24 protein-coding genes are annotated in these 22,343 nt (G+C 69.9%); 13 read left to right on the top strand and 11 right to left on the bottom strand.

Annotated features, from left to right (window positions below; genetic code table 11):
* On the top strand, nucleotides 1-1,028 hold a 1,028-nt coding region (locus tag VQ02_RS01540; RefSeq protein WP_048442393.1), incomplete at its 5' end, for a dCMP deaminase family protein.
* A complete protein-coding gene (locus tag VQ02_RS01535) occupies nucleotides 1,025-1,576 on the top strand; it encodes a hypothetical protein (RefSeq protein WP_157080451.1) in 552 nt (183 codons plus the stop codon). The genes VQ02_RS01540 and VQ02_RS01535, both read left to right, overlap by 4 nt.
* Nucleotides 1,577-1,731: 155 nt before the next feature.
* Here VQ02_RS01535 and VQ02_RS01530 read toward each other — a convergent pair whose 3' ends face one another.
* Nucleotides 1,732-2,835 (bottom strand): XRE family transcriptional regulator, encoded by a 1,104-nt coding sequence (locus tag VQ02_RS01530; protein WP_048442378.1) that lies wholly within the window; start codon nucleotides 2,833-2,835, stop codon nucleotides 1,732-1,734.
* A 232-nt stretch (nucleotides 2,836-3,067) separates the two neighbouring features.
* Here VQ02_RS01530 and VQ02_RS36645 point away from each other — a divergent pair, with 232 nt between their 5' ends.
* The 4 genes from VQ02_RS36645 (at nucleotide 3,068) to VQ02_RS34545 (ending at nucleotide 6,549) form a co-directional block, all read left to right on the top strand.
* Entirely contained in the window at nucleotides 3,068-3,241 is a 174-nt protein-coding gene (locus VQ02_RS36645; RefSeq protein WP_157080450.1) for a hypothetical protein, read from the top strand.
* 63 nt (nucleotides 3,242-3,304) lie between these two features.
* On the top strand, nucleotides 3,305-4,891 hold the full coding sequence (locus tag VQ02_RS01525) for a DUF2235 domain-containing protein (protein WP_048442377.1): 1,587 nt from the start codon (nucleotides 3,305-3,307) through the stop codon (nucleotides 4,889-4,891).
* A 500-nt stretch (nucleotides 4,892-5,391) separates the two neighbouring features.
* Nucleotides 5,392-5,781, top strand: coding sequence for a copper-binding protein (locus VQ02_RS01520; RefSeq protein WP_245239586.1), 390 nt, complete (start codon nucleotides 5,392-5,394; stop codon nucleotides 5,779-5,781).
* A gap of 120 nt (nucleotides 5,782-5,901) precedes the next feature.
* Nucleotides 5,902-6,549 (top strand): DUF411 domain-containing protein, encoded by a 648-nt coding sequence (locus tag VQ02_RS34545; protein WP_083468980.1) that lies wholly within the window; start codon nucleotides 5,902-5,904, stop codon nucleotides 6,547-6,549.
* A gap of 894 nt (nucleotides 6,550-7,443) precedes the next feature.
* Here the strand turns inward: VQ02_RS34545 and VQ02_RS38000 are convergent.
* The 4 genes from VQ02_RS38000 to VQ02_RS01490 all read right to left on the bottom strand — a co-directional run bounded on the left by VQ02_RS38000 (nucleotide 7,444) and on the right by VQ02_RS01490 (nucleotide 11,287).
* The gene (locus VQ02_RS38000; RefSeq protein WP_167350694.1) at nucleotides 7,444-7,764 is read right to left on the bottom strand and encodes an aminoglycoside adenylyltransferase domain-containing protein; all 321 of its coding nucleotides are present in this window, start codon (nucleotides 7,762-7,764) and stop codon (nucleotides 7,444-7,446) included.
* Nucleotides 7,765-8,391: 627 nt separating this feature from the next.
* Nucleotides 8,392-9,681, bottom strand: coding sequence for an adenylate/guanylate cyclase domain-containing protein (locus VQ02_RS01505; protein WP_053080124.1), 1,290 nt, complete (start codon nucleotides 9,679-9,681; stop codon nucleotides 8,392-8,394).
* Nucleotides 9,682-9,752: 71 nt separating this feature from the next.
* Nucleotides 9,753-10,163: a hypothetical protein gene (locus tag VQ02_RS01500; protein WP_157080448.1), complete on the bottom strand. Its 411-nt coding sequence runs from the start codon at nucleotides 10,161-10,163 to the stop codon at nucleotides 9,753-9,755.
* A 920-nt stretch (nucleotides 10,164-11,083) separates the two neighbouring features.
* On the bottom strand, nucleotides 11,084-11,287 hold the full coding sequence (locus VQ02_RS01490; protein WP_053080121.1) for a heavy-metal-associated domain-containing protein: 204 nt from the start codon (nucleotides 11,285-11,287) through the stop codon (nucleotides 11,084-11,086).
* 199 nt (nucleotides 11,288-11,486) lie between these two features.
* Here VQ02_RS01490 and VQ02_RS01485 point away from each other — a divergent pair, with 199 nt between their 5' ends.
* The 7 genes from VQ02_RS01485 (at nucleotide 11,487) to VQ02_RS01455 (ending at nucleotide 18,308) form a co-directional block, all read left to right on the top strand.
* Nucleotides 11,487-14,051, top strand: coding sequence for a heavy metal translocating P-type ATPase (locus VQ02_RS01485; protein ID WP_083468978.1), 2,565 nt, complete (start codon nucleotides 11,487-11,489; stop codon nucleotides 14,049-14,051).
* 16 nt (nucleotides 14,052-14,067) lie between these two features.
* Nucleotides 14,068-14,601: a Cu(I)-responsive transcriptional regulator gene (gene cueR / locus VQ02_RS01480; RefSeq protein ID WP_209436961.1), complete on the top strand. Its 534-nt coding sequence runs from the start codon at nucleotides 14,068-14,070 to the stop codon at nucleotides 14,599-14,601.
* A gap of 92 nt (nucleotides 14,602-14,693) precedes the next feature.
* Nucleotides 14,694-15,089 carry an IS200/IS605 family transposase gene (gene tnpA, locus VQ02_RS01475; protein ID WP_048442372.1) on the top strand — a complete coding sequence of 132 codons (396 nt, stop codon included), beginning with the start codon at nucleotides 14,694-14,696 and terminating at the stop codon, nucleotides 15,087-15,089.
* A gap of 3 nt (nucleotides 15,090-15,092) precedes the next feature.
* Nucleotides 15,093-16,217 (top strand): RNA-guided endonuclease InsQ/TnpB family protein, encoded by a 1,125-nt coding sequence (locus VQ02_RS01470; RefSeq protein WP_048442371.1) that lies wholly within the window; start codon nucleotides 15,093-15,095, stop codon nucleotides 16,215-16,217.
* A 117-nt stretch (nucleotides 16,218-16,334) separates the two neighbouring features.
* Entirely contained in the window at nucleotides 16,335-16,718 is a 384-nt protein-coding gene (locus VQ02_RS01465) for a copper-binding protein (RefSeq protein WP_048442370.1), read from the top strand.
* A gap of 372 nt (nucleotides 16,719-17,090) precedes the next feature.
* A complete protein-coding gene (locus VQ02_RS01460; RefSeq protein ID WP_048442369.1) occupies nucleotides 17,091-17,396 on the top strand; it encodes a hypothetical protein in 306 nt (101 codons plus the stop codon).
* Between the two features lie 180 nt (nucleotides 17,397-17,576).
* The gene (locus tag VQ02_RS01455) at nucleotides 17,577-18,308 is read left to right on the top strand and encodes a cytochrome c biogenesis CcdA family protein (RefSeq protein ID WP_048442368.1); all 732 of its coding nucleotides are present in this window, start codon (nucleotides 17,577-17,579) and stop codon (nucleotides 18,306-18,308) included.
* A gap of 144 nt (nucleotides 18,309-18,452) precedes the next feature.
* On the opposite strand, the gene VQ02_RS01450 is transcribed toward VQ02_RS01455, so the two are convergent.
* The 6 genes from VQ02_RS01450 to VQ02_RS01425 all read right to left on the bottom strand — a co-directional run bounded on the left by VQ02_RS01450 (nucleotide 18,453) and on the right by VQ02_RS01425 (nucleotide 22,128).
* Nucleotides 18,453-18,665, bottom strand: coding sequence for a hypothetical protein (locus VQ02_RS01450; RefSeq protein ID WP_048442367.1), 213 nt, complete (start codon nucleotides 18,663-18,665; stop codon nucleotides 18,453-18,455).
* Nucleotides 18,666-19,018: 353 nt separating this feature from the next.
* Nucleotides 19,019-19,507 (bottom strand): c-type cytochrome, encoded by a 489-nt coding sequence (locus VQ02_RS36640; protein ID WP_157080447.1) that lies wholly within the window; start codon nucleotides 19,505-19,507, stop codon nucleotides 19,019-19,021.
* A gap of 3 nt (nucleotides 19,508-19,510) precedes the next feature.
* Complete coding sequence (locus VQ02_RS01440) at nucleotides 19,511-20,125, bottom strand: SCO family protein (RefSeq protein ID WP_048442366.1); 615 nt, start codon at nucleotides 20,123-20,125, stop codon at nucleotides 19,511-19,513.
* Nucleotides 20,122-20,595 carry a copper chaperone PCu(A)C gene (locus VQ02_RS01435; protein ID WP_063838460.1) on the bottom strand — a complete coding sequence of 158 codons (474 nt, stop codon included), beginning with the start codon at nucleotides 20,593-20,595 and terminating at the stop codon, nucleotides 20,122-20,124. The genes VQ02_RS01440 and VQ02_RS01435 overlap by 4 nt, the downstream gene beginning before the upstream one ends.
* Before the next feature lie 334 nt (nucleotides 20,596-20,929).
* Entirely contained in the window at nucleotides 20,930-21,574 is a 645-nt protein-coding gene (locus VQ02_RS01430) for an NrsF family protein (RefSeq protein WP_048442364.1), read from the bottom strand.
* Entirely contained in the window at nucleotides 21,571-22,128 is a 558-nt protein-coding gene (locus VQ02_RS01425; RefSeq protein ID WP_048442363.1) for a sigma-70 family RNA polymerase sigma factor, read from the bottom strand. The genes VQ02_RS01430 and VQ02_RS01425 overlap by 4 nt, the downstream gene beginning before the upstream one ends.
* Nucleotides 22,129-22,343 lie beyond the last annotated feature (215 nt).

Raw genomic sequence — 22,343 nt, 5'->3', positions numbered from 1 at the left:
CCGTTCCGATGCCGTTTGACACCGATGCGCCCGAAAGCCACGGCCAGCACGTCGTCGACACCTTCCACGAGGCCGATTTCTTCGTCGACAATTCCAAGGATGCGGGGGACAACCCCAACAACACCGGCATGAACGAGCCGCTGCGGCGTCTGGTGCGGATGCTGACCTCCTCCGAGGTCATCCGACCTACCGTCGGCGAGACCGCGATGCATCAGGCCCACTCGGCCCAACTCCGGAGCGCGTGCCTCTCGCGACAGGTCGGAGCCGCGCTGGTCGACGCGAGCGGGAACATCGTCGCGACCGGCACGAACGACGTGCCGAAGGCAGGCGGCGGACTGTATGGAGCCGATTTCGACGGGGAGGCCGCGGACCACCGCTGCGCCTTCCGGCCCGACAAATTCTGCAGCAGCAACCGGGAGCAGAACGCCATCATCGGCGAGTTGATCGACAAGTACCCGACCTTGGCCGAAGGCCGCACGAAGGACGAGACCCTGATCGAGCTTCGACGCACCAAGATCGGGGGCTTGATCGAGTTCAGCCGCGCCGTCCATGCGGAGATGGACGCGATCCTGGCCGCCGCCAGGACGGGAACCTCCCCGAAGGGCTGCAGACTCTACGTGAGCACGTTCCCGTGCCACTACTGCGCAAGGCACATCGTGGCCGCGGGCATCGACGAGGTTCAGTACATCGAGCCCTACCCCAAGAGCCAAGCCATCAGCCTGCACTGCGACGCGATAACCACCGATCCGGAAGGCTGGGAACCGCCATCGAGGGCACGGTCTTTGGAGAGGGCGGCCGTTGCCCGGCAGGGCGGCCGGGTTGCGGCCACCGGTTCCAAGGTGCTGTTTCATCCGTTCGTCGGAGTGGCTCCTCGCATGTACGCCCGCGTGTTCCTGAAGGACCGTGACTACAAGGACAAGAGAACAGGGGACTTCGGGGTCGGGAAGCCTGCCTGGGGTGGCCACTCGGCAGCCTTGCGGGTACATTACCTCGAACTCGAATCGGGCCTGGGAGAGCTGCAAGCATGAGCCGGCCTATGCTACGCCTTGTCGAGCCAAGCTCCTGTGGAGAAGAGATTTTTTCGGTCGTGCCGCCGGCTTCCAGGCAGCTTTCGCTCTTCGACCTGCGCCCCCGCCACAGCGTTCTCTGCCTGCCCATGGCCGACATCCATGGCGCAACGTTCGCACGCGCGATCTCGCAGTCCCGTCACAAGCTCGTGCTGGATGCGCGTACCTACCCCTACTTCGACCTTCCCGGCCTGAACCGGTCGATGGTGTCCCGCCTCTTCGAGGAGGTGGACTGCGCCTACGTGCAGGCTCCACTCGATCTACGTCCGCCCCGGGACCAGGCGGCCAGATGGCAACGCCGGCAGGCGGTGCGAGAGGTGCTGACGGGCATCGTGGGGCGTGCGGGCCCTCACAATGGATCGTCGGTCATCGTCCTGGTGAACAGCTCGCCCGAGATCGACGTGCTGGACGAGGCGCTTCGCGGCCTAGTCGGGCACGAGGAGCATGCCTGGGATGTTCAGCCCCACGAGGCCGTCGCATCGGTCAGCAACGGACTGACGACGTGGTGAGCTGGAAGTCCGTCGTCGCACCCTCGTAGCATTCGGCCAACGTCACGCACGGGCGATGGGTCGAGGGCGCCCACCACGCGCAGACGCGGCGGGCGCCGACGACGGTGTGGGCATCCGTGAGGACCGCGCCGCGGTGGACAGGCATCGTGCCCCGCTCACATGCCGAACGGGCGTTCGATCCCGTGTGCGTCGAAGAGCTCGCCGAGCTCGTCGATGGTGACTTCGAGCAGCGCCGCGACGCGCCGCACCGAGACGTACCCCTGCTCGATGCCTTCCGCAACGACCTGCGTGAAATGCCGACCGAACGGGAGTGGGACGTCCCTGTCCCTGCCGACCAACCCACCGTTGTCGACGAGCAGGCCATCGTCGTAGGCGAGCGCGACACCACGATCGATGCGGCCGAGATCGACCAGGCGCCACTTGAGCGCCTTCGCCGACACGCCGAGTTCCGTTGCGGTGGTGTTGATCCAGCCAGGGTCGGTCGCGTCCCCCGGGCAGTCTTCGAAAAGCCGCGCCGGCATCAGGACCGCGGAGGCGAACTTCTCGGCCATCTGCTCGACGCGCTTCTGCAGCTTGCCGGAGCCCTCACCGTCGTCGAGCCGTTCCGGCGGCATCGCGTCCCATGTGAGGATATGGAAGAGTTCGTGGGCCAGGTCGTAGTTGCGCCGCCCCGGCGTCTCGTGGCGGTTTACCAGGACGGCGCCCAGGTTCCTCACGAGGCATGCGGCGCCCGAGATGCCGGTCTGGACGTCGACCATCAGGACGAGGATCGACATCTTCTCCTGCATGGCCTGGGCGAGGCCTTGGGATGGTACGTCCCCCAGTCCGAGAAAAGCCGCCACCGCCTCGCCGGCCTCCGTCGCGTCCTCGTAGCTGCTCGCGCGCGTCAGGTTCAGCCGGTGCGCGATGGGCGAGATCGGCTCGCCCGTGGCCAGCCCGAGCTCGCGATAGGCGCCGATCCACTCGCCCGCCTTGCGCTCGAAGGCGTCGAGGTCGGCAACGGACGTACCCGCGTCCCGCCGCCACGAGAAGCGGGCTTCGCCGACGATGAGGAAGGGATTCGTGAAGTAGTCGAGCGGAACATCGAACGCCTGCACGGCGGCGACAAGCTCTTCGGCCGACAGCTTACGCTGGCCGGCTTCGATCTGCTGCAGGGTCTGACGATGGTCGAAGCCGAAGAGGCGCGAGAGCTCTTCCTGGGACATGCCACGCTGCTCGCGGAGGGCCTTCAGCCGGATGCCGGTCGATGCGGATGGCATGATGTTCCTCTAGCGCGGCCTTATCTTGCATTTTGCGGGTTTGCAAGATATTGACGCAAACCACGATGTTGCGTGCGTACTCGGACCAAGGGGCGCCGTCGCAATCTCGCACCGGGGGCTTGAGCATCAGGGCTTCCCGGCCGTCCCGGCGCCATCGGCCTCGGACCGCGGGCAAGCTCTGACGCATCCCGGGCCGCGCCACGTTTGCGCGGGCCCCGACGCGAGCATCGACATGGCAACGAACCCTCCTTCCGGCGACGGGCACCGCAACGGCATGGTCCGCGACCGCTCCCAGGTCTTCAACCCGGTCACCGAGACCTGGACGAAGCGGAACGCGGACACGGGCCGCTTCATGGATGGCAAGAAGGACGGCACTCCCTTCAAGGGCGTGCGCAAGGAGCGCTGACGCGCTCGCGGCGGGCCCGTCGCCCGACGGGCCCGCGACCCTGTGCTCCGAACAAGGCGCGTCATGGCCAAGAACATCGTGGTCTTCTCGGACGGTACGGGACAGGACGGGGGCGTGCGGCCCGAACAGCGCGTCAGCAACGTCTACAAGATGTACCGGGTCTGCAAGGTCGGCCCGGAGAGCGGCATCGACCCTTCGGAGCAGGTGGCCTTCTACGACCCGGGACTGGGCACCGACATCGGCGCCACGGCGCTCACCGCCCCCGTCAGGTTCGCGCAGAAGATGGCCGCCTCCCTCTCGGGCCGCGGCATCGCCACGAACATCGCGGACTGCTACCGCTTCGTCATCGACCACTACGAGCCGGGCGACCGCATCTACCTGATCGGCTTCAGCCGCGGGGCCTACACGGTCCGGTGCGTGGCGAACCTGCTCATGTACTGCGGCGTGCCGACCAAGGGCGCGGACGGCCCGCTGCTGCGCTTCCGCAAGATGACGCGGGACATCGCGCGCGAGGCCGTCGAGACGGTCCTGGAGCACGGCGCCGGGCATCCCCGCGCGGACTTCGACGCGGAGCGGCACGAGCTCTCGCGGCGGTTCCGGGCGAGGTACGGCTCGGACCATGCCGACGGCGGCGGCAAGTCCAACGTCGAGCCCTACTTCGTCGGGACGTTCGACACGGTTGCCGCCTTGGGTGTCGCGGGCCCGAAGCGCACTCTGATCAAGGCGGGCCTGGCGGCCGCGGTCGTCATCCCGCTCGGCGTCGCCATCGCGGTGACCTCCGCCCTGGTCGGGGGTGTCTCGTACCTGTTCGACGGGCCTTTCTGGGAAGCGGACCTGATCACCGCGGGCGTCCTCGTCGCCGCGTCGGCTGCGGGCGCCTACGCGGTACGGCGTCGACTGGTCGCCGCGAAGACCAAGACCATCGAGAACTGGCCGGAACCCGGCAAGTCGAAGAGCCATGTGGCGGAGTGGAAGGGCGAGAACTTCGACCGGCTTCTCAGCGCCCAGGTCGGCTACGCCCGCGCGGCCATCGCCATCGACGAACGACGCAAGGACTTCGACCGGGTGAAGTGGGGCCCGACCGAAGTCGTTCCGCCGCGGGCGCCCGGGTCACCCGATCAATTCCGTCAGCTCTGGTTCGCCGGCAACCACTCGGACATCGGCGGCAGCTACGACGAGACCGAATCCCGCCTGTCCGACATCGCGCTCAAGTGGATGCTGGAGCAGGCGGTCGGCGTTCCCGGCGGCCTCAAGATCGACGGGATGCCGATCGTGACCGATCCGCGCCATCCGGTCGAGGTGATGCAGATCCCGCGTCTGCGGCTGCACCCCTCCGCCGCCGGCGTGCAGCACTGCGAGGTCGCCGGCATGCGCGACGCCGTCGAGGCCCGCGTCTCGGCCTCGTGGGTGCCGGGATGGGTGCGGCGCTGGGCGCAGGGCAAGTCCTGGGAGACCAAGGACAGGGACATCAAGCCCGACGCAACCATGCACCCGAGCGTCGACGAGCGCTTCGCCCTTCCCTCGGTCGTGCAGTGCGACGGCGTGTCCCCGTACCGGCCGGCTCCTCTCGCGAACCACGACCGTTTCAGGAGCTACTACAATGCCGACGTCGTCGGAGGCCAAGTCGCCAAGCTTGGTGAACCGGCCTGAACGGGCCTGAGCAGCTCGCCGGCGAAGGGCTGATGCGTTCCGCGTGCCACCGACGGCGGGCCTTCGGTTGCACCGGCACCTGGGCCGGCTCCGCCCTCGTCGGCTCTGCCTCGACGCACCAGCACGCGGTCTGTGAGGCAACTCCGCTCGGCGAAGCGAGCCCGCGGCAGGTCGGCCCGTTCGCGGACTTCTTCCGGGTGACGGGAGCGGGTGCGCTTCGCCATCCCGGCGCCTTCCCGGATGGCGAGCTCGGCAGCACGAGCCGGTGCCGGCGGGAGCCCTGATCACCTGCGGGAGCCGGAGACCGGTGCTGACTGGTCCAATGCCTCGACAGTTCGCCGCACGGGGAGCGAACGCTGCTCGTAACCTTTCCTCCGCCGGGCCCGAAGTCCTGTGAGACGGCGGCCGCTGCCGCGGACTTCCCGTACGAAGAGGTTTTCAGGCTTCCGTGTCGGACGTCACAGCGGTCGCCGGGATCCGCCGGCCCACGGAGAGAAGCGATGACGATGCTCGACCTCGGCCAGCCACGCGGGACCGGAACTCTCGCCGCCGCGGCTGCCCTGATTCCCGCTGGCGCAGTGCAGTTCCAGGCCGCACCGCCCTCGACGATGGGCGACATGCCGGGCATGAGCGGAAACGCCGGCACTGACGGCCCGAGGGGCCGAACCGTCGGCGCCGCGGGCAGGGTCGCAGCCGTGAACGCAGGTCATCACGGAGTCACGCTCTATCATCAGCCGATCTCGGCGGTCGGTTGGACGGCGATGGGGCCGGAGATGCAGGCGGCGCAATCGGTCAATCTCACGAAGGTCAGATCAAGCGAGAAGGCCAAGTTCACGCCGAGCGGAGTCAAAAGCCTCCCCACCCTCCGGTCGATCACCCCGGTCCTGTGAAAAGAACCGGGCGGGAGGGCGTGAGATGACTGGACGACGCACGATCCCGGCACGTCACCTGGCGGGCACCGCGCCAGCGAAAGCCAAGTCTCGATCCCCCGTTCGCTACAAGAACCCGCCATGTCGGTGCTGCGACGCCTACGTCGAGGTGCTCCGGCGCAGCGACGTTCCGGTGAGCATAAGGCCGCTGCCGCCGACGGCGCTCAAGAGCGGGCACGGCGTACCCGAGGCGCTTCGAGGCTGCCACACCCCCTCATGGACGGCTACGCCGTCGAGGGACACGGGCCCATGGCCCACGTCGAGCGGCTACCGGCAGGGCGCCCGACCATCAGCGGCATCTTGCTGCCCAGCATGCCCGCAGAATCGAGTGGCTGGGACGGCGAGAGGACGGAGCTGTTCACGGTCCACGAGTTCGGGAACAGCGACCCGAAGGTCTTCGCGCACGAGCAGCGCGGAGGCGAACTACCTTGGAACCAACCGATGGAAGGAGAAAACATGTTGAAGATCTCGAAGCTCGCGCACGTTTCCATCCTCGGCGCAGCCCTTGTCGCCGGCGTCGCGGGCGCCTCGGCCGAGAGCGCCACATCGCCCTACACTCCCTCGGAAAAGGGCATGATGGACCACGGCACGATGCAGGGCGGCGGCATGATGCCGATGATGCAGGAGATGTCGAAGATGATGGAGAACTGCAACAAGATGATGCAGACCATGATGGACCGGCAGAACCAGGGCGGATCCGGTCAGCAATCTCCCGACAAGCGCGGCTAGGGCACGCGCGGCCTGTCCGAACCGTCTCTGTTGAGGGACAGGCTGACTCAACATCTTCGGCAGTCGGGGAAAGCTGGGTAGTAGCCCCGCAAGCCGATTGTTCGTCGCACGGGCGGGCCCGGCTTGAGCCGAACGCCTGACCGCCGTCGGGCGGAGCACAAGTCCCGGTCGACGGCGGTGGCCAAGTCGCGACACCGCGCAGTCCGGCGCGGACGCCGGGCGCTCGGACCTGGAGGCCAGCTCCGGGTGTGGTCGACGGAGGTCGAGGGCCGCCGACATGATTGTCCGATGAACCTACCGCTACGTCCCCGCCTGTCGCAGACGTCCGAGAACGTCTGCATCGGGCACCGCTCCGTCCTTCCACATGGCCGGCAGCGCCTCGGGGCATGGGAGTGGCGGCAGGGTTCTTCTCCACCTCGCCCGGTGTGAGCACGCGGAAGTTTGTCGGTAGGAGAGGGAAGTCTGCCGATAATCGGCCCCACCGAGGCCCCGCAGGAACTCGTCGAACCTAAGACGTAGCCTTTGGCGGCGGCAATGGCATCGTGCAAGAACATAGCTGGAACAAACGACGGAAAGCCTCGTGGCCACCCCCCGTCACCCTAATCCTTCCGATGCCCCAGTTAACCTCGAGTCGCGAGCGCGCAGCGACCTGTCGCCGTTCCACTGGACGGCATTTTCCATTCTTAAACGCCGAGACCTGACGCTCTCGGTGGGAGTGCTCCATTCCGGCAGGAGCCGCACCGAGGGAAGCCGTCGTGACACATCAGGATGATGCGCTCTGGTACGACACCGAGACGGAGGAAGCGGCGTCGAGCCGCTTTCCATATTGGAAGTGTGCTCTGACCCTCGTTCTCACGGCTGTGGCAGTCTACCTGATCGTTTGATCGGCATGCGTCATCCGCGCGCGTCCAGGGCGAGTTCCTGCATGTCCGTGGCTACCATGGCCGTGAAAGCTGCGACGTCCCCGGGCCGGAGGGCCGCCGGGGAGTTCGCGCCGTCCCGCCGGACGGCCAAGGCCTGGTCGAGGATCGGCGCCCAGCACTGCGGGAACGTCATCAGCCCGTACGGGTCGGCATCGGTCTTCGTCGTCAGTCGCCCGGTGAGCAGGGTGAAGTGCAAGCGCGCGGTAACGAGGAGCAGGGAGAACGCCTCCCAGGCCCGCAGCATGAGATCGCTGTTGACGTCCCGCAACGGGATTCGATGCTCCAGCCCCATCGGTGTCGACCCTCGGGCCGCCCACGCGCCGGTCGCGAACGCGTACCGGTCCAGTGCCCGGCGCCCATGCGACCCGGCGGGGCGGAACCGACCGCGTCGAACGCGCGGCCCGGTCACCGCCCACGTCCCGAGGAGCACCTCCTCCACAGTCACGTAGATCCCGTCGAGGAGCGAGAAGCGGATGCTCGGGCCTGATGCCGCAATGAACGGATTTGACCGCATGGGCGGGAGCCGGACCATGCGTCCCGGCGACGAAGTTCACGTCGCCCGCTCCAGGTCGGAAGTCGCCCGACACGGCGGAGCCCACAAGGCGAAAGGATCGGACGAGACCGGGTTAGGGCGGCGTCGACGAGGGCGAGGTAGGCCTGCGCCATCTCAGCCGCCCGTGGGTCTACCGGCGACAGGTCGGCCCAGGACGAGCGCAGCAACGGGATGCCTTCAAGGCAGCGCTTGGCGGGGCGCGTCATGGTCCCGAGCTCGTTCCGTTCGCCGCTCGCGAGGAGCGGACGGAAGCTCGCCGCGCTTCCCGAGCGGGTGCGGCGACGTTCCCCCGGCCGACGCCGACAAGTTCGCGCGTGCCGTTGCCGTGGGAGGGGAGAATGGCCGTCCCGGACGGCAGGGAGGCGTTCACGGCGCATCCACCGGCTTGGCGAGCATGGTGGACGAAGCCGACGGGAGGCCGCGCGCGCCATCCTCCGGCCCCTGCCCGGTTGCGCCGGGGCGGAGTGCGAAAAGGCGCGGCAGCGTCGGCTCTCCCGAGGCCGGCAACGGGCGGGCATCCAGCCGTTCGGGCGCCTCGGCACCGAGCTGACGCAGGACGTCCGCGCTGACGACCACGTCCAGGTCGTCCTCCTTGGCACGCCGCTCGATCCGCGGCAGGTCGTTCATGACCGTCCCGAGCACCGTGAACTCGGCACGCCGGCCATCGTCGAACACGCCGGCCAGGACCGGGCCGCAGTGCAGGGCGGCGATGACCCGCAGCGTCGGGCACCCGGCTCTGTGCCGCTCGCGGTTCAACGTGGCCAAGGTCTCGAGCGTCGCCTCCGCGGCGGCCACGGCCCGTGCGGCCTGCTCGCCGGCGTCGCCGTCGAGGAACAGCGCCAGCACTCCGTCGCCGACGTACTTGTCGACCACGCCGCCGTGGATCGTCACCGCGTCGTGGACGAGGCGCCGGAAGTCCAGCAGCCAGGCGACGGAGAGCGCGGGCGGATACGTCCTGGCGAGCGCCGAGGAGCCCCGAAGATCCACGCCGAGCAGGGTCGCATGGCGCTCGGCCACGGAGGCCGTGCCGCCAGTTCGGACGACCTCCGTGGCTACGCCGTCCGGCAGGAACCTGGACAGCATCAGCCGTTCCTCCCCGGCGCGCAACGCCGCTGCGGCCGAGGCACGCATCCACGCGGCCGTCGCCACGACGAAGCCCGACGCGACCGCGAAGGCGGCAAGGCCCATGCCCTGGCGGACCAGGACGCGGGCGCCGTCCGGCCCGAGACGCGCGGGGTCCATGAGCAGGGCCAGCGCGGCCGCCCACCCGGCGGCAACGAGCGCCGCGAAGAGTGCGGCGAGCCGGGGCCGGAGACGCATGCCGGTCTGCAGCAGGAACAAGTACGCCGGCAGGAGGCTGACCGCGTCGGTCGCGAGATGGGCCTCGCCGGCATACCGCGGCACGTGGTCGGCGACGACGTACACCGCGATGGCCGCATCGGCGCACGTGGCCACGAGCGGGAGCCAGGCGCGGATGCGGTCGGACCGCGCCCGGGCGCCGGCAGCTGCCAGCAGCGTGACGACGCCGTAGGCCCCGAGCACGACCCAGTGGCCCGCGCGGTTGCCGTGGCCGTAGTCGGCGAGGGCACCCAGCAGGAGGATGAGGACGACCCCGAGCCGCGGAGCCAGCGCCCGCCGCTCGAAGTCCTGCTCCATTCGGGCGGGCAGTTCCGCCGAGAACAGCCCGGCGGGGTCGGCCGACGATGCCGGAGGTGGGGGCATTCCGCTCACCGGGACGTCCGGGCGGCGGGTGGGCCGCCCACATGCAACGTGACCGGCACGTCGAAGCGGTCGAACCGGACGACGGCCGGGACCCTCGCGCCCTCCGGCAGATCATGCCGGAGGGGTCCGACATCGATCCACGCCGTGCGGTCGCCGAGCCGGTAGACGTCGCCGGCTTCGACGCCCACGCCGGCAATCGCGGCGCTATGGCTCACGCCCAGGAACCCGCGCACCTGCGATGGTTCGCCCGTGGTGAGGAGCAGTCCCAACAGCACGGCCCGGTCCGGCCCGTCGTTCTCGATGGTGAACGTGACCCGGCTCGTTTCGCCGGATCTCGCCGGCGTGGCGGCGATCCCCTCGATGTGGATCTCGCCCGCCGTGGCGCCCTCGTCGTGCGACAGGGCGGTGCTGGCCATGAGGGCAGACGCCCCCGTCGCGGCAAATGCCCGGAACAAGTTCGTGATCATCGCAAGTCAATCCTGGTGCGTTGGCCTGGTCGGACGCTCGGCACGATCGACCGACGCGGGCCTCGCCACACAGGCAGGCGGAGCGCGGCGCCGGGCAGTCCTTTTCGGAAACGCGGATGAGCGGCGGTCGGTGGTCCCGCCATGCCGCTCCGTCGCCCGCTGCGATGGAGAGGCCGTTCCCGTCGCGGCGCCGGTCAGCGTCAGGCAGACGGCCGAAGGAGGTCAGGTACGGCACTTGGCCTTGCCTGCGGGCAAGGATGCGAACCATCGACCTGGCGATGCGACGGGCTCCATCGACGGATGCCATCGCGCGGGAGGGAAGGGGACCCGTCCCGGTTCAGGCCGCCCTGGGTGGGCGCTCGATGCGCAAAGGCGTGCAGCCGTCGACTTGCTCGTCGTCCACGACGCAGCAATCGGATGTGCGGCTGGGATAAGCCATGAGCCCGGGCGGGAGCGCCGGCTCGAAGGCGTGGCAGGCGAAGCCGCAACAGGTAGGGGCACAGCCCCTGCCGCCGGACGCGTGATGCATGCAGGCGTCGTCCCCGGGCTCGGCCGCGACGGACGCCCGGACGTTCTCGTAGTGTACGGCCATGCCGTGGAGGTGGGCCGTCCCGCCACGCACGTACTGGAAGCCATTCGCTCTCTGGGATGCGGTCACCCCGACGGGCGCGGATGCGCGCCAGAAGCCAGCCGGGAAGGCGGCCAGGCACGCCGCAACCACCGCGAGCAGGAGGGTCCTCAACGAAAGCAAGGTTCGTCCGCTTCGAAACACGCCTGCGCGAAATGTCTCACGGCCGGGCCGCACAACGCAAGCCACGGGCCGCAGGGGTCTCGGCATTCCCTGCCGATGGACCCCTCGGGCGCGTGCGTCAGGCCCCCAGCGTCCGGGCCTCGTACCCGGCCCGCTTGAGCGCCGCCACCACTCCCGGCGCGTCGACCGCGCCGCGGACGGTGATCTCCCGGCTCGGCAGGTCGATGTCGATCTTCGCGTCGCCGTCGAGGCCCTGGACGGCGCGCGTGACGCCTTTGGCGCAGCCGCCGCAGCTCATGTTGGACACGTGGAAACGCAGCATCACTGTCTCCCTTCTCGCGCGTTCCCGCCCCATATGAACCTTCCAACCATAGGAATGTCAAGGGAGGTGGCCGCTCCCTTGGCAGGCACGGACCCGGTCCAGTCGTCCAGGTGCCCCGCATCGCCGGGGCCATCTTGACCTTCCCATCGTTGGAACCCCCATCTGTCCGAGGAAGCCGCGACAGAGGAGGGCACCGGCCATGGGCCAAGACGTCGTCCAAACTTCCAGACGCCATGCCGGCCTGGGGCGGCAACTCAGCCTGACCGTCGAAGGCATGAGCTGCGCATCCTGCGTCGGGCGGGTCGAGGCCGCGCTCGGACGGCTTCCCGGCGTCGCCGACGCGACGGTCAACCTGGCGACCGCACGCGCCCACGTGCGCTTCTCCGGCCCCCCCGACGCACCGGCCGCCGTCCGAGCCATCGAGGAGGTGGGCTACGCCGTGCCGGAGGCCCGGACCGAGGTCGCCGTCGCCGGCATGACCTGCGCGTCCTGCGTCTCGCGCGTCGAGCGGGCCCTTGCCCGCGTCCCCGGGGTGACAGGCGCCGCCGTGAACCTGGCCACGGGACGCGCGACGGTGCGTCACCCGGCGGGCGCGGTCACGGAGGCGGACCTCCTGGAGGCCGTGGAGGAGACGGGCTACGAGGCACGGGGAATTGGGCAAGGCCGGGGCACCGATCCGGCGCGCGAGGCACGCGAGGGCGAGGCGGCCGGCCTGCGCCGCGACCTGCTGGTCGCGCTCGCCCTCGCGCTCCCGTTGTTCGCAGTCGAGATGGGGTCGCACCTCGTCCCCGCCGTCCACGGTTGGGTTGCAGGGACGATCGGCACGCGCGCGAGCTGGACCGTCCAGGCGGCGCTCGCGGGCCTCGTCCTGTTCGGCCCGGGCTTGCGCTTCCTGCGGAAGGGTGTCCCGGCGCTGCTGCGCGGGCACCCGGACATGAACTCCCTCGTGGCTCTCGGCACGAGTGCGGCCTACGGCTACTCGCTGGTCGCGACCTTCCTTCCCGGTCTGCTGCCGGCGGGCACCGGGAATGTCTACTACGAGGCGGCGGCCGTCATCGTCTTCCTCGTCTTGCTCGGGCGCTACCTCGAAGCGCGGGCGAAGGGGCGCACGGGCGCCGCCATCGAGCGGCTGGTGTCGCTCGCGCCGGAGACGGCGCGCGTCCTCCGGGACGGCGGCGAGGCCGAGGTGGACGTTGCCGCCCTGCGCGTCGGCGACGTCGTCCGGGTGCGGCCCGGCGAGAGGGTCGCGGTCGACGGCGAGGTCGTCGCCGGCTCCAGCCACGTCGACGAGGCGATGATCACCGGCGAACCCGTCCCGGTCGCCAAGAGTCCGGGCGACATGGTCGTCGGAGGCACCGTGAACGCGACCGGAGGGTTCGACTTCCGGGTCACGGGCGTGGGCGGCGATACGGTGCTCGCGCGCATCGTGCGCATGGTCGAGGAGGCGCAGGGCTCGAAGCTCCCGATCCAGGCCGCCGTCGACCGCGTGACCGGCTGGTTCGTCCCCGCCGTCATGGCGGCGGCCGCCGCGACGTTCCTCGTCTGGATGGCGTTCGGCCCGGCGCCGGCCCTCGGCCTCGCCCTGGTGAATGCCGTCGCGGTCCTGATCATCGCCTGCCCCTGCGCGATGGGCCTCGCCACGCCGACCTCGATCATGGTCGGGACGGGCCGCGCCGCCGAACTCGGCGTTCTCTTCCGGCACGGCGACGCGCTCCAGGCCCTTCGCGACGTGGGCATCGTGGCGTTCGACAAGACCGGGACGCTCACGGAGGGGCGTCCGGAGCTGAACGACCTCGAGCCGGCGGCAGGCTTCGACGGCGACGAGGTGCTGGCCCTGGTCGCCGCGGTCGAGGCCCGCTCGGAGCACCCTCTCGGCGCCGCGGTCGTGAAGGCGGCGAGGCGCCGTGAGCTGCATATCGGCACCGTGGAGGAGTTCGAGGCGGTTCCGGGCTTCGGCGTCTCCGGCCGCACGGCGGGTCGCAAGGTGGAGGTGGGCGCCGACCGGTTCATGGCCCGCCTCGGATACGACGTTTCCGGCTTCACGCCCGAGGCGGCCCGGCTTGGCCGGGAGGGCAAAAGCCCTCTCTACGCTGCGGTCGACGGCCGGCCCGTTGCCATCCTCGCCGTCGCCGACCCGGTGCGGGAGACCTCGCCGGCCGCGGTCGAGGCCCTCCGGGCGCTCGGGCTGAGGGTGGCGATGGTCACGGGCGACAACCGCCGGACCGCCGAGGCCGTCGCCCGCAAGGTCGGGATCGACGAGGTCATCGCGGAGGTGCTCCCCGACGGCAAGGTCGCGGCCGTGAGGGGGCTTCGCGCAACCGCCGGAGGCAAGGTCGCCTTCGTGGGGGACGGCATCAACGACGCTCCCGCCCTCGCCGAGGCCGACGTCGGCCTCGCGGTCGGGACCGGCACGGACGTTGCCGTCGAGAGCGCCGGCGTCGTCCTGATGTCGGGCGACCTGCGCGGGGTCGTGAACGCAGTCGCGGTGTCGCGGGCGGTGATGCGCAACATCCGTCAGAACCTGTTCTGGGCCTTCGCCTACAACGTCGCCCTTCTCCCGGTCGCGGCGGGCGTGCTGTATCCCTTGAACGGGATGATGCTGTCGCCCGTCCTGGCTGCCGGCGCGATGGCTTTGTCCAGCGTGTTCGTGGTCGCGAACGCCTTGCGCCTGAGGCGCTTCTCGCCCCCGGCCATCCCGGGCCCGGATGGCGAAGGGAGAGCCGGGCTCGTCCCGGCGCCGGGGCGGATGGCCCCGGCGGAGTGAACGGAGCATCGCCATGTTGAACATCGGGCAGGCCGCCGACGCGTCGGGTGTCTCGGCCAAGATGATCCGGTACTACGAGAGCATCGGCCTGATCGTGAAGGCCGGGCGCTCGGCCTCCGGCTACCGCCGCTACGGCGAGGCCGACGTGCACGCGCTTCGCTTCATCCGCCGCGGCCGCGACCTCGGGTTCTCCGTCGAGCAGATCGCCGGGCTGCTGGCCCTCTGGCGCGACCGGGACCGGGCGAGCGCGCAGGTCAAGGCCGTGGCGCTGGAGCACGTGGCGGCGCTGAACAGGAAGATCGAGGAACTGCAGGCGATGGTGCGCACGCTGTCGGACCTTGCCGAGCACTGCGGGGGCGACCACCGCCCCGACTGCCCGATCCTCGACGATCTCGCTGGCGCGGGGGACGAGTCGGCCGTGGCATCGCCCGCGCCGGGGCATCGCTTCGGTGCCGGAACGCTTCGGGAGGGCAGGCGAGCCAGAAAGCCGGGGACCGCCCGTCTTGCCAAGCGTCCAGTCGCACCTGCCGGACCACCAGGCCATAACTAGGCTCCACAGGGGACCGCCGCCTTCAGGCGACGGGGGAATGCGGCGGTGCCGCGGGGTTGCGTTGGACCCCTGCCAAACATGTAGCGTTTGGCATGCCCCGATACCGGCGCAATGCGGGCGCAACCTTCAGCCTGAAATACCACCTCGTGTGGTGCCCAAAGTACCGCCGCAAGGTGCCGGTGCCGCCCTACGACGCGCGCCTCAAGGAGATCATCGGCGAGATTGCCACCGAGACCGAAATGATCGTCCACGCCGTCGAGGTGATGCCGGATCACGTCCACCTGTTCGTGGAGGCCGACCCGACGCTCGCGGTCGCCGAGATCGTCAACCGCTTCAAGGGTCGATCCTCCCGGCTGATGCGCCAGGAGTTCCCGGCGCTCCGCTCGCGCTCGCCGACGCTCTGGTCCCGCTCGTACTACGCGGGCAGCGTCGGGCACGTCAGTGCCAAAACGGTCGAAGCCTACATCGCCGCGCAGAAGGGCGCCTGAGCGATGGCGGTGCGTTCCTACAAGTATCGGCTTAGGCCGAATAGGTCTCAGAGCGCCGGGCTCGACGGTATGCTCCGCGACTTCTGCGGTCTGTACAATGCGTGCTTGCAGCAGCGTATCGAAGCCCACCGACGCCGCGGGATCGGCTTGCGCTACGGACATCAGGCGGCCGAGTTGAAGGCATGCCGTGCCGCCGACCGTGACGGCCTCGCCCGCTGGTCCTTCTCCGCCCTGCAACAGGTGCTGCGCCGCCTCGACCAGACCTTCACGGCCTTCTTCAAACGCGGGCGCGGCTTCCCGCGATACCGCGCCTCCGCGCGCTACCACGCCGCGACCTTCCGGGTCGGCGACGGGCTGAGCGTGAAGAAAGATCGGCGCATCGGCGTCGTCGGCGTGCCGGGCGGGATCAAGGCCGTCTGGCATCGGGACCTACCGCCGGGCGCGAAGCTCGCCACCGCGATCCTCACCCGCCAGCAGGGCAAGTGGTACGTGGTCTTCAGCGTCGAGGCCACGTTCGGAGAGGCGTGCGGGAGCGGCACGGTCGGGATCGACCTCGGTCTCGGCAGCCTGATCGCGACCAGCGACGGCGAGATGGTCGAGGCCCCGCGCCACGCCCGCAGGGCGCAGAAGGCACAGCGCCGTCGTCAACGCGCCCTCGTCCGATGCAGGCGGGGCGGCAGGCGTCGCCTGAAGGCCAAGGCCCGACTGGCGGCCGGATCTGCGAAGATGGCTCGCCAGCGCCGGGATCGCCTGCACAAGCTCTCGCGCTCCCTCGTGTCGCGCTACCGGGGCATCGCGTTCGAAGACCTCGACCTGACCGGGCTGAAGAAAGGCATGCTTGCCCGGTCTGTCCACGACGCCGCGTGGTCCCTCCTCGTCCAACTCGTCCGGTACATGGCTGGGAGTGGCGGTGCCGAGGTCGTGCTGGTCGATCCGCGCGGAACGAGCCAGACCTGCCCGGAGTGCGGGACGCTCAAGGCCAAGACGCTCTCGACCCGAGTACACGCCTGCGCCTGCGGGTGCGTGCTGGATCGCGACGTGGCGGCGGCGATGGTCGTGCATCACCGGGCTTTCGGCCTCGGGCCGGGACACGGCCTTCGGTGCGTCAGCGGGCGGGTTGCCGCGTAGCTGCACCGGGAAGCCGCCTGCTTCAGCGGGCGGAGTTGTCACTGCACCGACCCCGTCTCGAATGCGGGTATGTAACGGATATCCACGCAGCCCCGAACTCTTGTCCACTGAGACACGATGGAGGCGATGGTGGCCGTTCGTTCGAAACCGATGCTGGTGGCAATGCTTGGACTTTCCCTGGCAGGAGCGTTGCCCGCCGCGCCTGCCTTGGCCAGCGAGAGCGCAGTCGATTGGCTGAACCGAGTCGCCCAGTCACGGCGGTCATCCACGGACCAAGCTCCCTGGGTCACCGGCAAGATCGTGGCCGTGCATCCGCGCGGGGCGAAGCTGACCCTTGCACATGAAGCCATCCCGGCCGTCGATATGCCGGCGATGACCATGACCTTCCCGGTCGCCTACATGGCCCTGCTCGATAAGGTCAGGACCGGGGACGCGGTGGAGGTGCAGGCGGCCAATCAGGGCGGTGTGGTGCGGATCGTGAATATTCGGCCGTCGCGCTGAACCGCCAAAGCCTCGGAAGGACGAAGTCCACCGTCCGGGCAGTGGCCCGGAGGCCCATCGCCGGTCTTGCGCCGCCTGACCGAACTCGCCGGGCTCGATCTGCGTGAACCGACCGAAGCAGGCCCCGTGCCGCTCACGACTCAGGAAGACCTCGCCCAACGGCAGGTACCTGCAGGGGCCCTGTCCGGCGGTCGCGTGGTCTTGTTCACGCCGCACGGCTTCACGGGGTCCTCGGGCTCCCGCCAGTGTCCGCCAGGGGCCCTGGCGTGACCCGAAGGCTGGCTCGGACTGAAACTTCCGCAGCCGGCCCTTGCCGTGAACCGCTTCCGGGTCGCGGCACTCGTTCCCAAGCACAAACATCGGAGTTCAACGATGACACGCTCGACGATCATCCCGACCTCGGCCCTGCTCGGGCTCGCGCTGACGGCAAGCGTCGCGCTCGCCCAGGGCATGGGCGGGCCGGCGTCCTCCCCGGGAGGCGACCAGCCGAGCCAGCAGGGCGGCATGGGCATGATGAAGGACATAATGGGCGGCAAGTCGGAGGGATCGGGCCCCGGCGACGCGAAGCAGGGCGGCTGCGGCATGATGAAGAAGATGAGCGCGCTGCAGGACCGGGTGGACCGGCTGGAGCAGCGTCTCAACGCGACCCAGCCGCCGAACCCGGCCAAGCCCCAGTAGTCGGATCGTTGACCCGCGAGCCTCGACCTCGCGAGTTTTCTGCCCCGCCCGGTCGGCACGGTCCCGTCCGGCGCCTTCAGCCGGGCGCGGCCGTCCGCCGCCTTCGGGCGCGCCGGAGTGCGACGGCGGCGTCTCGCCCGACGGCGCCCCGCAACTCTCATCCCAGGACGGCGACCCACGATGGCAGGCGCGTCGGAAATTGGTTTGGCGGCGGCCTTCGCCGCCGGCGCAATCTCCTTCCTCTCGCCATGCGTTCTGCCGCTCGTGCCGGGCTACGTGTCGTACGTGGCCGGGCAGAACCTTGCCTTGCCGGGAGCGGGCTCCTCGCACCGCGCGCGCACACTCGGGCTGAGCCTCTGTTTCGTCCTCGGCTTCTCGACCGTGTTCGTCGGCCTGGGCGCGGGGGCGAACACCCTCAGCGCGCTGCTGCGAGCCCACCTCTACGAGGTCGGGCTTGCAAGCGGCATCACCGTCATCCTGTTCGGCCTGTTCACCACGGGCCTGTTCCGCCTGCGCATCCTCGAACGCGAGTTTCGCTGGCATGGCCGCACGCCCGGCGGAAACCCGGCGTCGGCGTTCCTGCTCGGCATGGCCTTCGCCTTCGGCTGGACGCCCTGCATCGGCCCGGTGCTTGGCACGATCCTGGCTCTGGCGGCGTCCTCGGCCAGCACGAGCGGGATCGCACTCCTCGCGGTGTACTCGGCAGGCTTGGGCATGCCGTTCGTGCTGGCCGCGATGTTCATGGGCGGGTTCGTCGCGCGGCTCCGCACGCTCCGGGTCGCCGGCCGCGTCCTGCAGGTCCTCAGCGGCATGACCATGATCGCGATGGGAGCCGCGATGCTCACGGGCGACCTCGCCGGGCTCGCGGCTTGGCTCCTCGACGCCTTTCCCGCACTCGCCCGGATCGGGTGACTTCCGGGGATGCGGTCACCGGGCTCCCCATCGGCAACCTGGCCGCCTCTCGGGATGCGCGTGGCTCGCTCAGGCGGAAGCGTGCGGGCACCCCGGCCATGATAGCCAAACCGGTGGCCCGTTGCGGGAGGCATGCCGGCCATGTCACGAGTGCCGCCGCCGCGGGCAGGCCTCGGCCCTGTCCGGAAGCGACCGGCAAGCCTCCTGCAAGGCGGTCCCGTTCAGCGCGGGATCGAGCGCCTCCAGCGCTTGCAGTAGGTACGCCGCGGCGGCCATCTGCCGGTCCGCGACGGTACGGCGGAGAGCCCGAACGAACAGTCCTTCAAGCTCGCCGGGATCCTGCGGCATCACTTCCATCTACGGCAGCACCTGCCGCTCCGAGACATCGACGGGCGTCGGGGCTGTCAGGCCAACTGCTCAAGGAGCGGCCGGCTGTCCGGCTCCCTCCCGGTAGGACGGGCCTATCGCCTCGGCGCGGAACCGAAGAGCCGCCCCGGTCACACCCATACCTGCGCCGCTGCCATCTCGAGCCTTCGACGTCGACGGTTACGGGGCGGGAAGGTCGCGCGTCGGCGCTAGACCAGGATCCGATCGCGCTGCAATCGGATCCTGGTCTAAGTCTTTGATACGGTCGGATTTTCTGAGACGAACCGGCGACCACTTCGTCGGAAAATGCTCTAGCCGGCGGAAATGCCCGGGATGGATCGCGCTCAGGGCCGGCGACCGGCGGACGGACGCGCCGCTCGCCCGTTGCCGGCCTCGGCCCCGGCCTGCCGGAGGAACTCGACTGCCCGTTCGAGCTGCGCGGCGTCGGTGATGCCGCCGAACACCATGCGGGTGCCGGGCACAACGGACTGGGGATCTTTCAGGAAGCGTGCGAGGGTAGGCGCGTTCCAGACCAAACCGCTCTGCCGCATCGCCTTCGAGAAGGGATAGCCCGGCACCGCGCCGGCGGCGCGGCCGAACACATGCGTCAGCGCAGGACCCGTCGTGTGCCGCGCTCCCGCTCCGATCTGATGGCAATGCGCGCAGGGCCTGAAGTCGGGCTCGAACGTCGCTGCAGGAACGTCGACGGCCGCAGGGTCGGCAAGACCGGGACGCGCGGACGGAGGCAAGTCTGGTCCCGACAGGGCGAGGGCGGTCAGGCCGGCGCCCAGGCAACCGACCCCGATCAAGGCAAGCACGCGTGAACGGCGCACGACTCAGGCAGCCTTCAGCCCGAGGAGGAGGCGCAGCTTCATCATCGCGGCTTCCCGGGACTCGCCCTGGGCAATCGTGCCCTTGAAGCGGTGCTCGCGACCCATCAGGAACACGCTGGCCGTGTGGTTCATCGTGTAGTCGCCGGCGGCCGTCGGCACCTTCTCCGAATGGACCTTGTAGGCCTTCGCGACGGCCTTGACCTCCTCCGGCGTCCCGGTCAACGCCAGGATGCGAGGGTCGAAGGCCTGCATGTACTGGGCGAGCGCCTCCCTTGTGTCCCGCTCGGGATCCAGGGTGACGAACACCGCCTGCAGGAGGTCCGCATCGGGCCCGAGGTCCCGCAGGTCCTGGGACAAGGTGGCCAGCGCCGTTGGGCGGACGTCCGGACAGTGAGTGAAGCCGAAGAAGACGACCAGGGGCTTGCCCCTCAGGTCGCCCGACTCGACCACCGCCCCCGTGTGCGCGACCAGCCGGAAGGGGCCGCCGATCCCCGGCCGCCCGATTGCCATCACCCGGGGTTCCACGGGACGACCGATCAGGAGCGCGGCGCCTACGGCGAGCGCCAGCGCGGCCCCGACCGCTAGGGCACCATAGCGGATGACCTTGAGGGCGCTCACCGCGTCCGGTCCCCATCGGGGCCGGCCTGGCGTCCGCGGCCGGTGGGCGCCGAGGCCTCGACCCGCTCGACGACGGGTCCCACGTCGACCATGCCCGCCTTGCGGATCTCCAGCGTCAGCGGCACGTGCTCGCCCTCGCGCAGCGGCTGCTTCCGGTCCACGAACATGAGGTGATAGCCTCCCGGCTTGATCTCGACATGTCCCCCCGGCGCGACCTCCAGACCGTCGTCGAGAGGACGCATGCGCATGGCGCCGTTCTCCACCGTCATGGCGTGGAGCTCGACATGCCCCGCGACCGGCGAGGTCGCTCCGACGAGGCGTTCGGCTCGCGCACTCCGGCTCTCGATGGAGAGATGGCCGGCGCCGACCGTGCCCCCCGGCGGTGTCGCCCGAGCCCAAGGGCTCGCGCCGGCGAGCATCCCGACCTTGTAGTCGTGGGCGAGCGCGGGTAGGCCGAGGACGGCGGCCACCGGGGGGCCCTCCTCGCCGAACGTCTCGACAGCGCACGTGGCGGCATCCAAACCTCCATCATCGATGCCGGTGCAGGGACGGCATCCCAGGTCGGTAGATCAGGCGTTTCGTAGGGGCGGGAGCGGGCAACCGCCTCTGTCCCGATGAGATGATCACGGGCGCGCAGGCCGCCCTTCCGGAAAAGGGAGCATGGGCGAACGTGCCCGTGATCCGCACGGCCGGTGCAGGACGGCTCAAGAGGTCGGCAGGCGCGGGCCCCGGATCAGCCATGGCGACCTCGTCGAAGGACCCTGTTCCCGAACCCACGCTCGCGTGACCGTCCGGCCGCGCGGATCACCAGCGCAGCAGTCGCGGGCCGAGCAGGCCGCCGGCGAGGGTGCAGAACGCGATGGTGCCGCCGTACCAGAGCGCCACGAACGGGACCGAGTCGTCCATGCAGTGAAGGGCGTACCCCATCGCGCTGATCCCCCCGGCGGCCAGCCCGGCGAGCGCGCCCGTCCGCACGAGGTCGGTCGGGGCGGCGAACCGGCGGACGGCCCAGACCAGGGCGGCGAAGGGCAGCACGGCGATGATCGGGATCGACACGAGGCACTCCAGCCACATGTGTCCGACGAGCATCCTGTCCCAGTGCGAGCTCGGCGCCGAGGCCAGGCTGAGCGCGGCCAGCAGCATGACGCCGAAGAATGGCGCCGCGGCGACCCAGGTCCGGATCCTGGTCTCGCCGCCCGGGCGCGCGACCTTCGTCAACAGCCAACAGGCCAGGACGACGGTGCCGGCGCCGAAGGCGACCTTCAGGAGCAGGAAGCCGAGCACTCCGGGATGGTGGAGGTCCGGCCGCACCCCGAGCGACAGAAGCGCGACGCAGAGCGCCGCCCCCGCTCCGAGCGCCGCGGCGAGGCCGAGGCCGCGCTTGAGCCGACGGCGGTCGGTCGGCTCGATGTTCGTGCTGAGCATCTCGATCAGCTCGCTCGTTCTCATCGTGCCCTTCCTTGGCTGATCGCGGACGCCATGGCCTTGAGGCCACGGTGGACGCTGACCTTGATGGCGGATTCCGACATGCCGGTTCGGCTGGCAGCCTCGGCGACGCTCAACCCGTCGAGCTTCACGTAGCGGATCGCGCGCCGCATCTTCTCGGGCAGCTTGGCCAGAAGCCGATCCAAGTCATGCGCGCTCTCCGCGCCGGCATGGTCGTCCTGCGCCGCGAAGTCGCTTGCATCCTCGATGGGCACCTCGGCCATCGAGGCGCGCGTATGGCGCAGGTGGTCGATCAGCTTGTAGCGGGCAATGGCCTGCACCCAAGGGGTGAACGGCTGGTCCACGTCGTAGGTATGCCGACGCGTATGGATCGCCATCAGCGTGTCCTGCACGAGGTCCTCCGCCTCGGACTGGCTGCGCCCGATGCGGGCAAGCCTACTACGGTAATAGGCGCGCAGATGCCGGCTGAGTCGGTCGAGAACCACCCGGTACGCGGCCGCATCGCCATCCAGGCTGGCCCTCATCAGGCCCCTGAGTTCTGCTTCACTGGCAATCATCGTGCACTCCCCACGAAGTTCGGGAGGCCTGCCTGAACGGTTACAGTTGCCTGCCGGCGCGATGGCGGCGGGGCCAAGTCATGGCGGCTTCCGGCCCGGACCACCGCCTGATGGCTCGGGTCGGGCGCCGGGCCACGAAGGGAGAGGTTGACCGCGCAGGTGCGCGACGAGGGCAGCCGGCAATGGGCCGGGTCACCGTGGGATGACATCCAATC

It is taken from the genome of Methylobacterium variabile (genome assembly GCF_001043975.1).
Lineage (GTDB): Bacteria > Pseudomonadota > Alphaproteobacteria > Rhizobiales > Beijerinckiaceae > Methylobacterium > Methylobacterium variabile.
Note: the sequence above shows the minus strand (reverse complement) of the source record. Positions and strands in the feature narration are given on the sequence as shown.

What these genes read in the sequence shown, in the direction of transcription:
- VQ02_RS01535 (WP_157080451.1), top strand. Translation starts at nt 1,025, where the DNA reads ATGAGCCGGCCTATGCTACGCCTTGTCGAGCCAAGCTCCTGTGGAGAA.
- VQ02_RS01530 (WP_048442378.1), bottom strand. Translation starts at nt 2,835, where the DNA reads ATGCCATCCGCATCGACCGGCATCCGGCTGAAGGCCCTCCGCGAGCAG.
- VQ02_RS36645 (WP_157080450.1), top strand. Translation starts at nt 3,068, where the DNA reads ATGGCAACGAACCCTCCTTCCGGCGACGGGCACCGCAACGGCATGGTC.
- VQ02_RS01525 (WP_048442377.1), top strand. Translation starts at nt 3,305, where the DNA reads ATGGCCAAGAACATCGTGGTCTTCTCGGACGGTACGGGACAGGACGGG.
- VQ02_RS01520 (WP_245239586.1), top strand. Translation starts at nt 5,392, where the DNA reads ATGACGATGCTCGACCTCGGCCAGCCACGCGGGACCGGAACTCTCGCC.
- VQ02_RS34545 (WP_083468980.1), top strand. Translation starts at nt 5,902, where the DNA reads ATGTCGGTGCTGCGACGCCTACGTCGAGGTGCTCCGGCGCAGCGACGT.
- VQ02_RS38000 (WP_167350694.1), bottom strand. Translation starts at nt 7,764, where the DNA reads ATGGGGCTGGAGCATCGAATCCCGTTGCGGGACGTCAACAGCGATCTC.
- VQ02_RS01505 (WP_053080124.1), bottom strand. Translation starts at nt 9,681, where the DNA reads ATGGAGCAGGACTTCGAGCGGCGGGCGCTGGCTCCGCGGCTCGGGGTC.
- VQ02_RS01500 (WP_157080448.1), bottom strand. Translation starts at nt 10,163, where the DNA reads ATGGCCAGCACCGCCCTGTCGCACGACGAGGGCGCCACGGCGGGCGAG.
- VQ02_RS01490 (WP_053080121.1), bottom strand. Translation starts at nt 11,287, where the DNA reads ATGCTGCGTTTCCACGTGTCCAACATGAGCTGCGGCGGCTGCGCCAAA.
- VQ02_RS01485 (WP_083468978.1), top strand. Translation starts at nt 11,487, where the DNA reads ATGGGCCAAGACGTCGTCCAAACTTCCAGACGCCATGCCGGCCTGGGG.
- tnpA (WP_048442372.1), top strand. Translation starts at nt 14,694, where the DNA reads ATGCCCCGATACCGGCGCAATGCGGGCGCAACCTTCAGCCTGAAATAC.
- VQ02_RS01470 (WP_048442371.1), top strand. Translation starts at nt 15,093, where the DNA reads ATGGCGGTGCGTTCCTACAAGTATCGGCTTAGGCCGAATAGGTCTCAG.
- VQ02_RS01465 (WP_048442370.1), top strand. Translation starts at nt 16,335, where the DNA reads ATGGAGGCGATGGTGGCCGTTCGTTCGAAACCGATGCTGGTGGCAATG.
- VQ02_RS01460 (WP_048442369.1), top strand. Translation starts at nt 17,091, where the DNA reads ATGACACGCTCGACGATCATCCCGACCTCGGCCCTGCTCGGGCTCGCG.
- VQ02_RS01455 (WP_048442368.1), top strand. Translation starts at nt 17,577, where the DNA reads ATGGCAGGCGCGTCGGAAATTGGTTTGGCGGCGGCCTTCGCCGCCGGC.
- VQ02_RS01450 (WP_048442367.1), bottom strand. Translation starts at nt 18,665, where the DNA reads ATGGAAGTGATGCCGCAGGATCCCGGCGAGCTTGAAGGACTGTTCGTT.
- VQ02_RS01430 (WP_048442364.1), bottom strand. Translation starts at nt 21,574, where the DNA reads ATGAGAACGAGCGAGCTGATCGAGATGCTCAGCACGAACATCGAGCCG.
- VQ02_RS01425 (WP_048442363.1), bottom strand. Translation starts at nt 22,128, where the DNA reads ATGATTGCCAGTGAAGCAGAACTCAGGGGCCTGATGAGGGCCAGCCTG.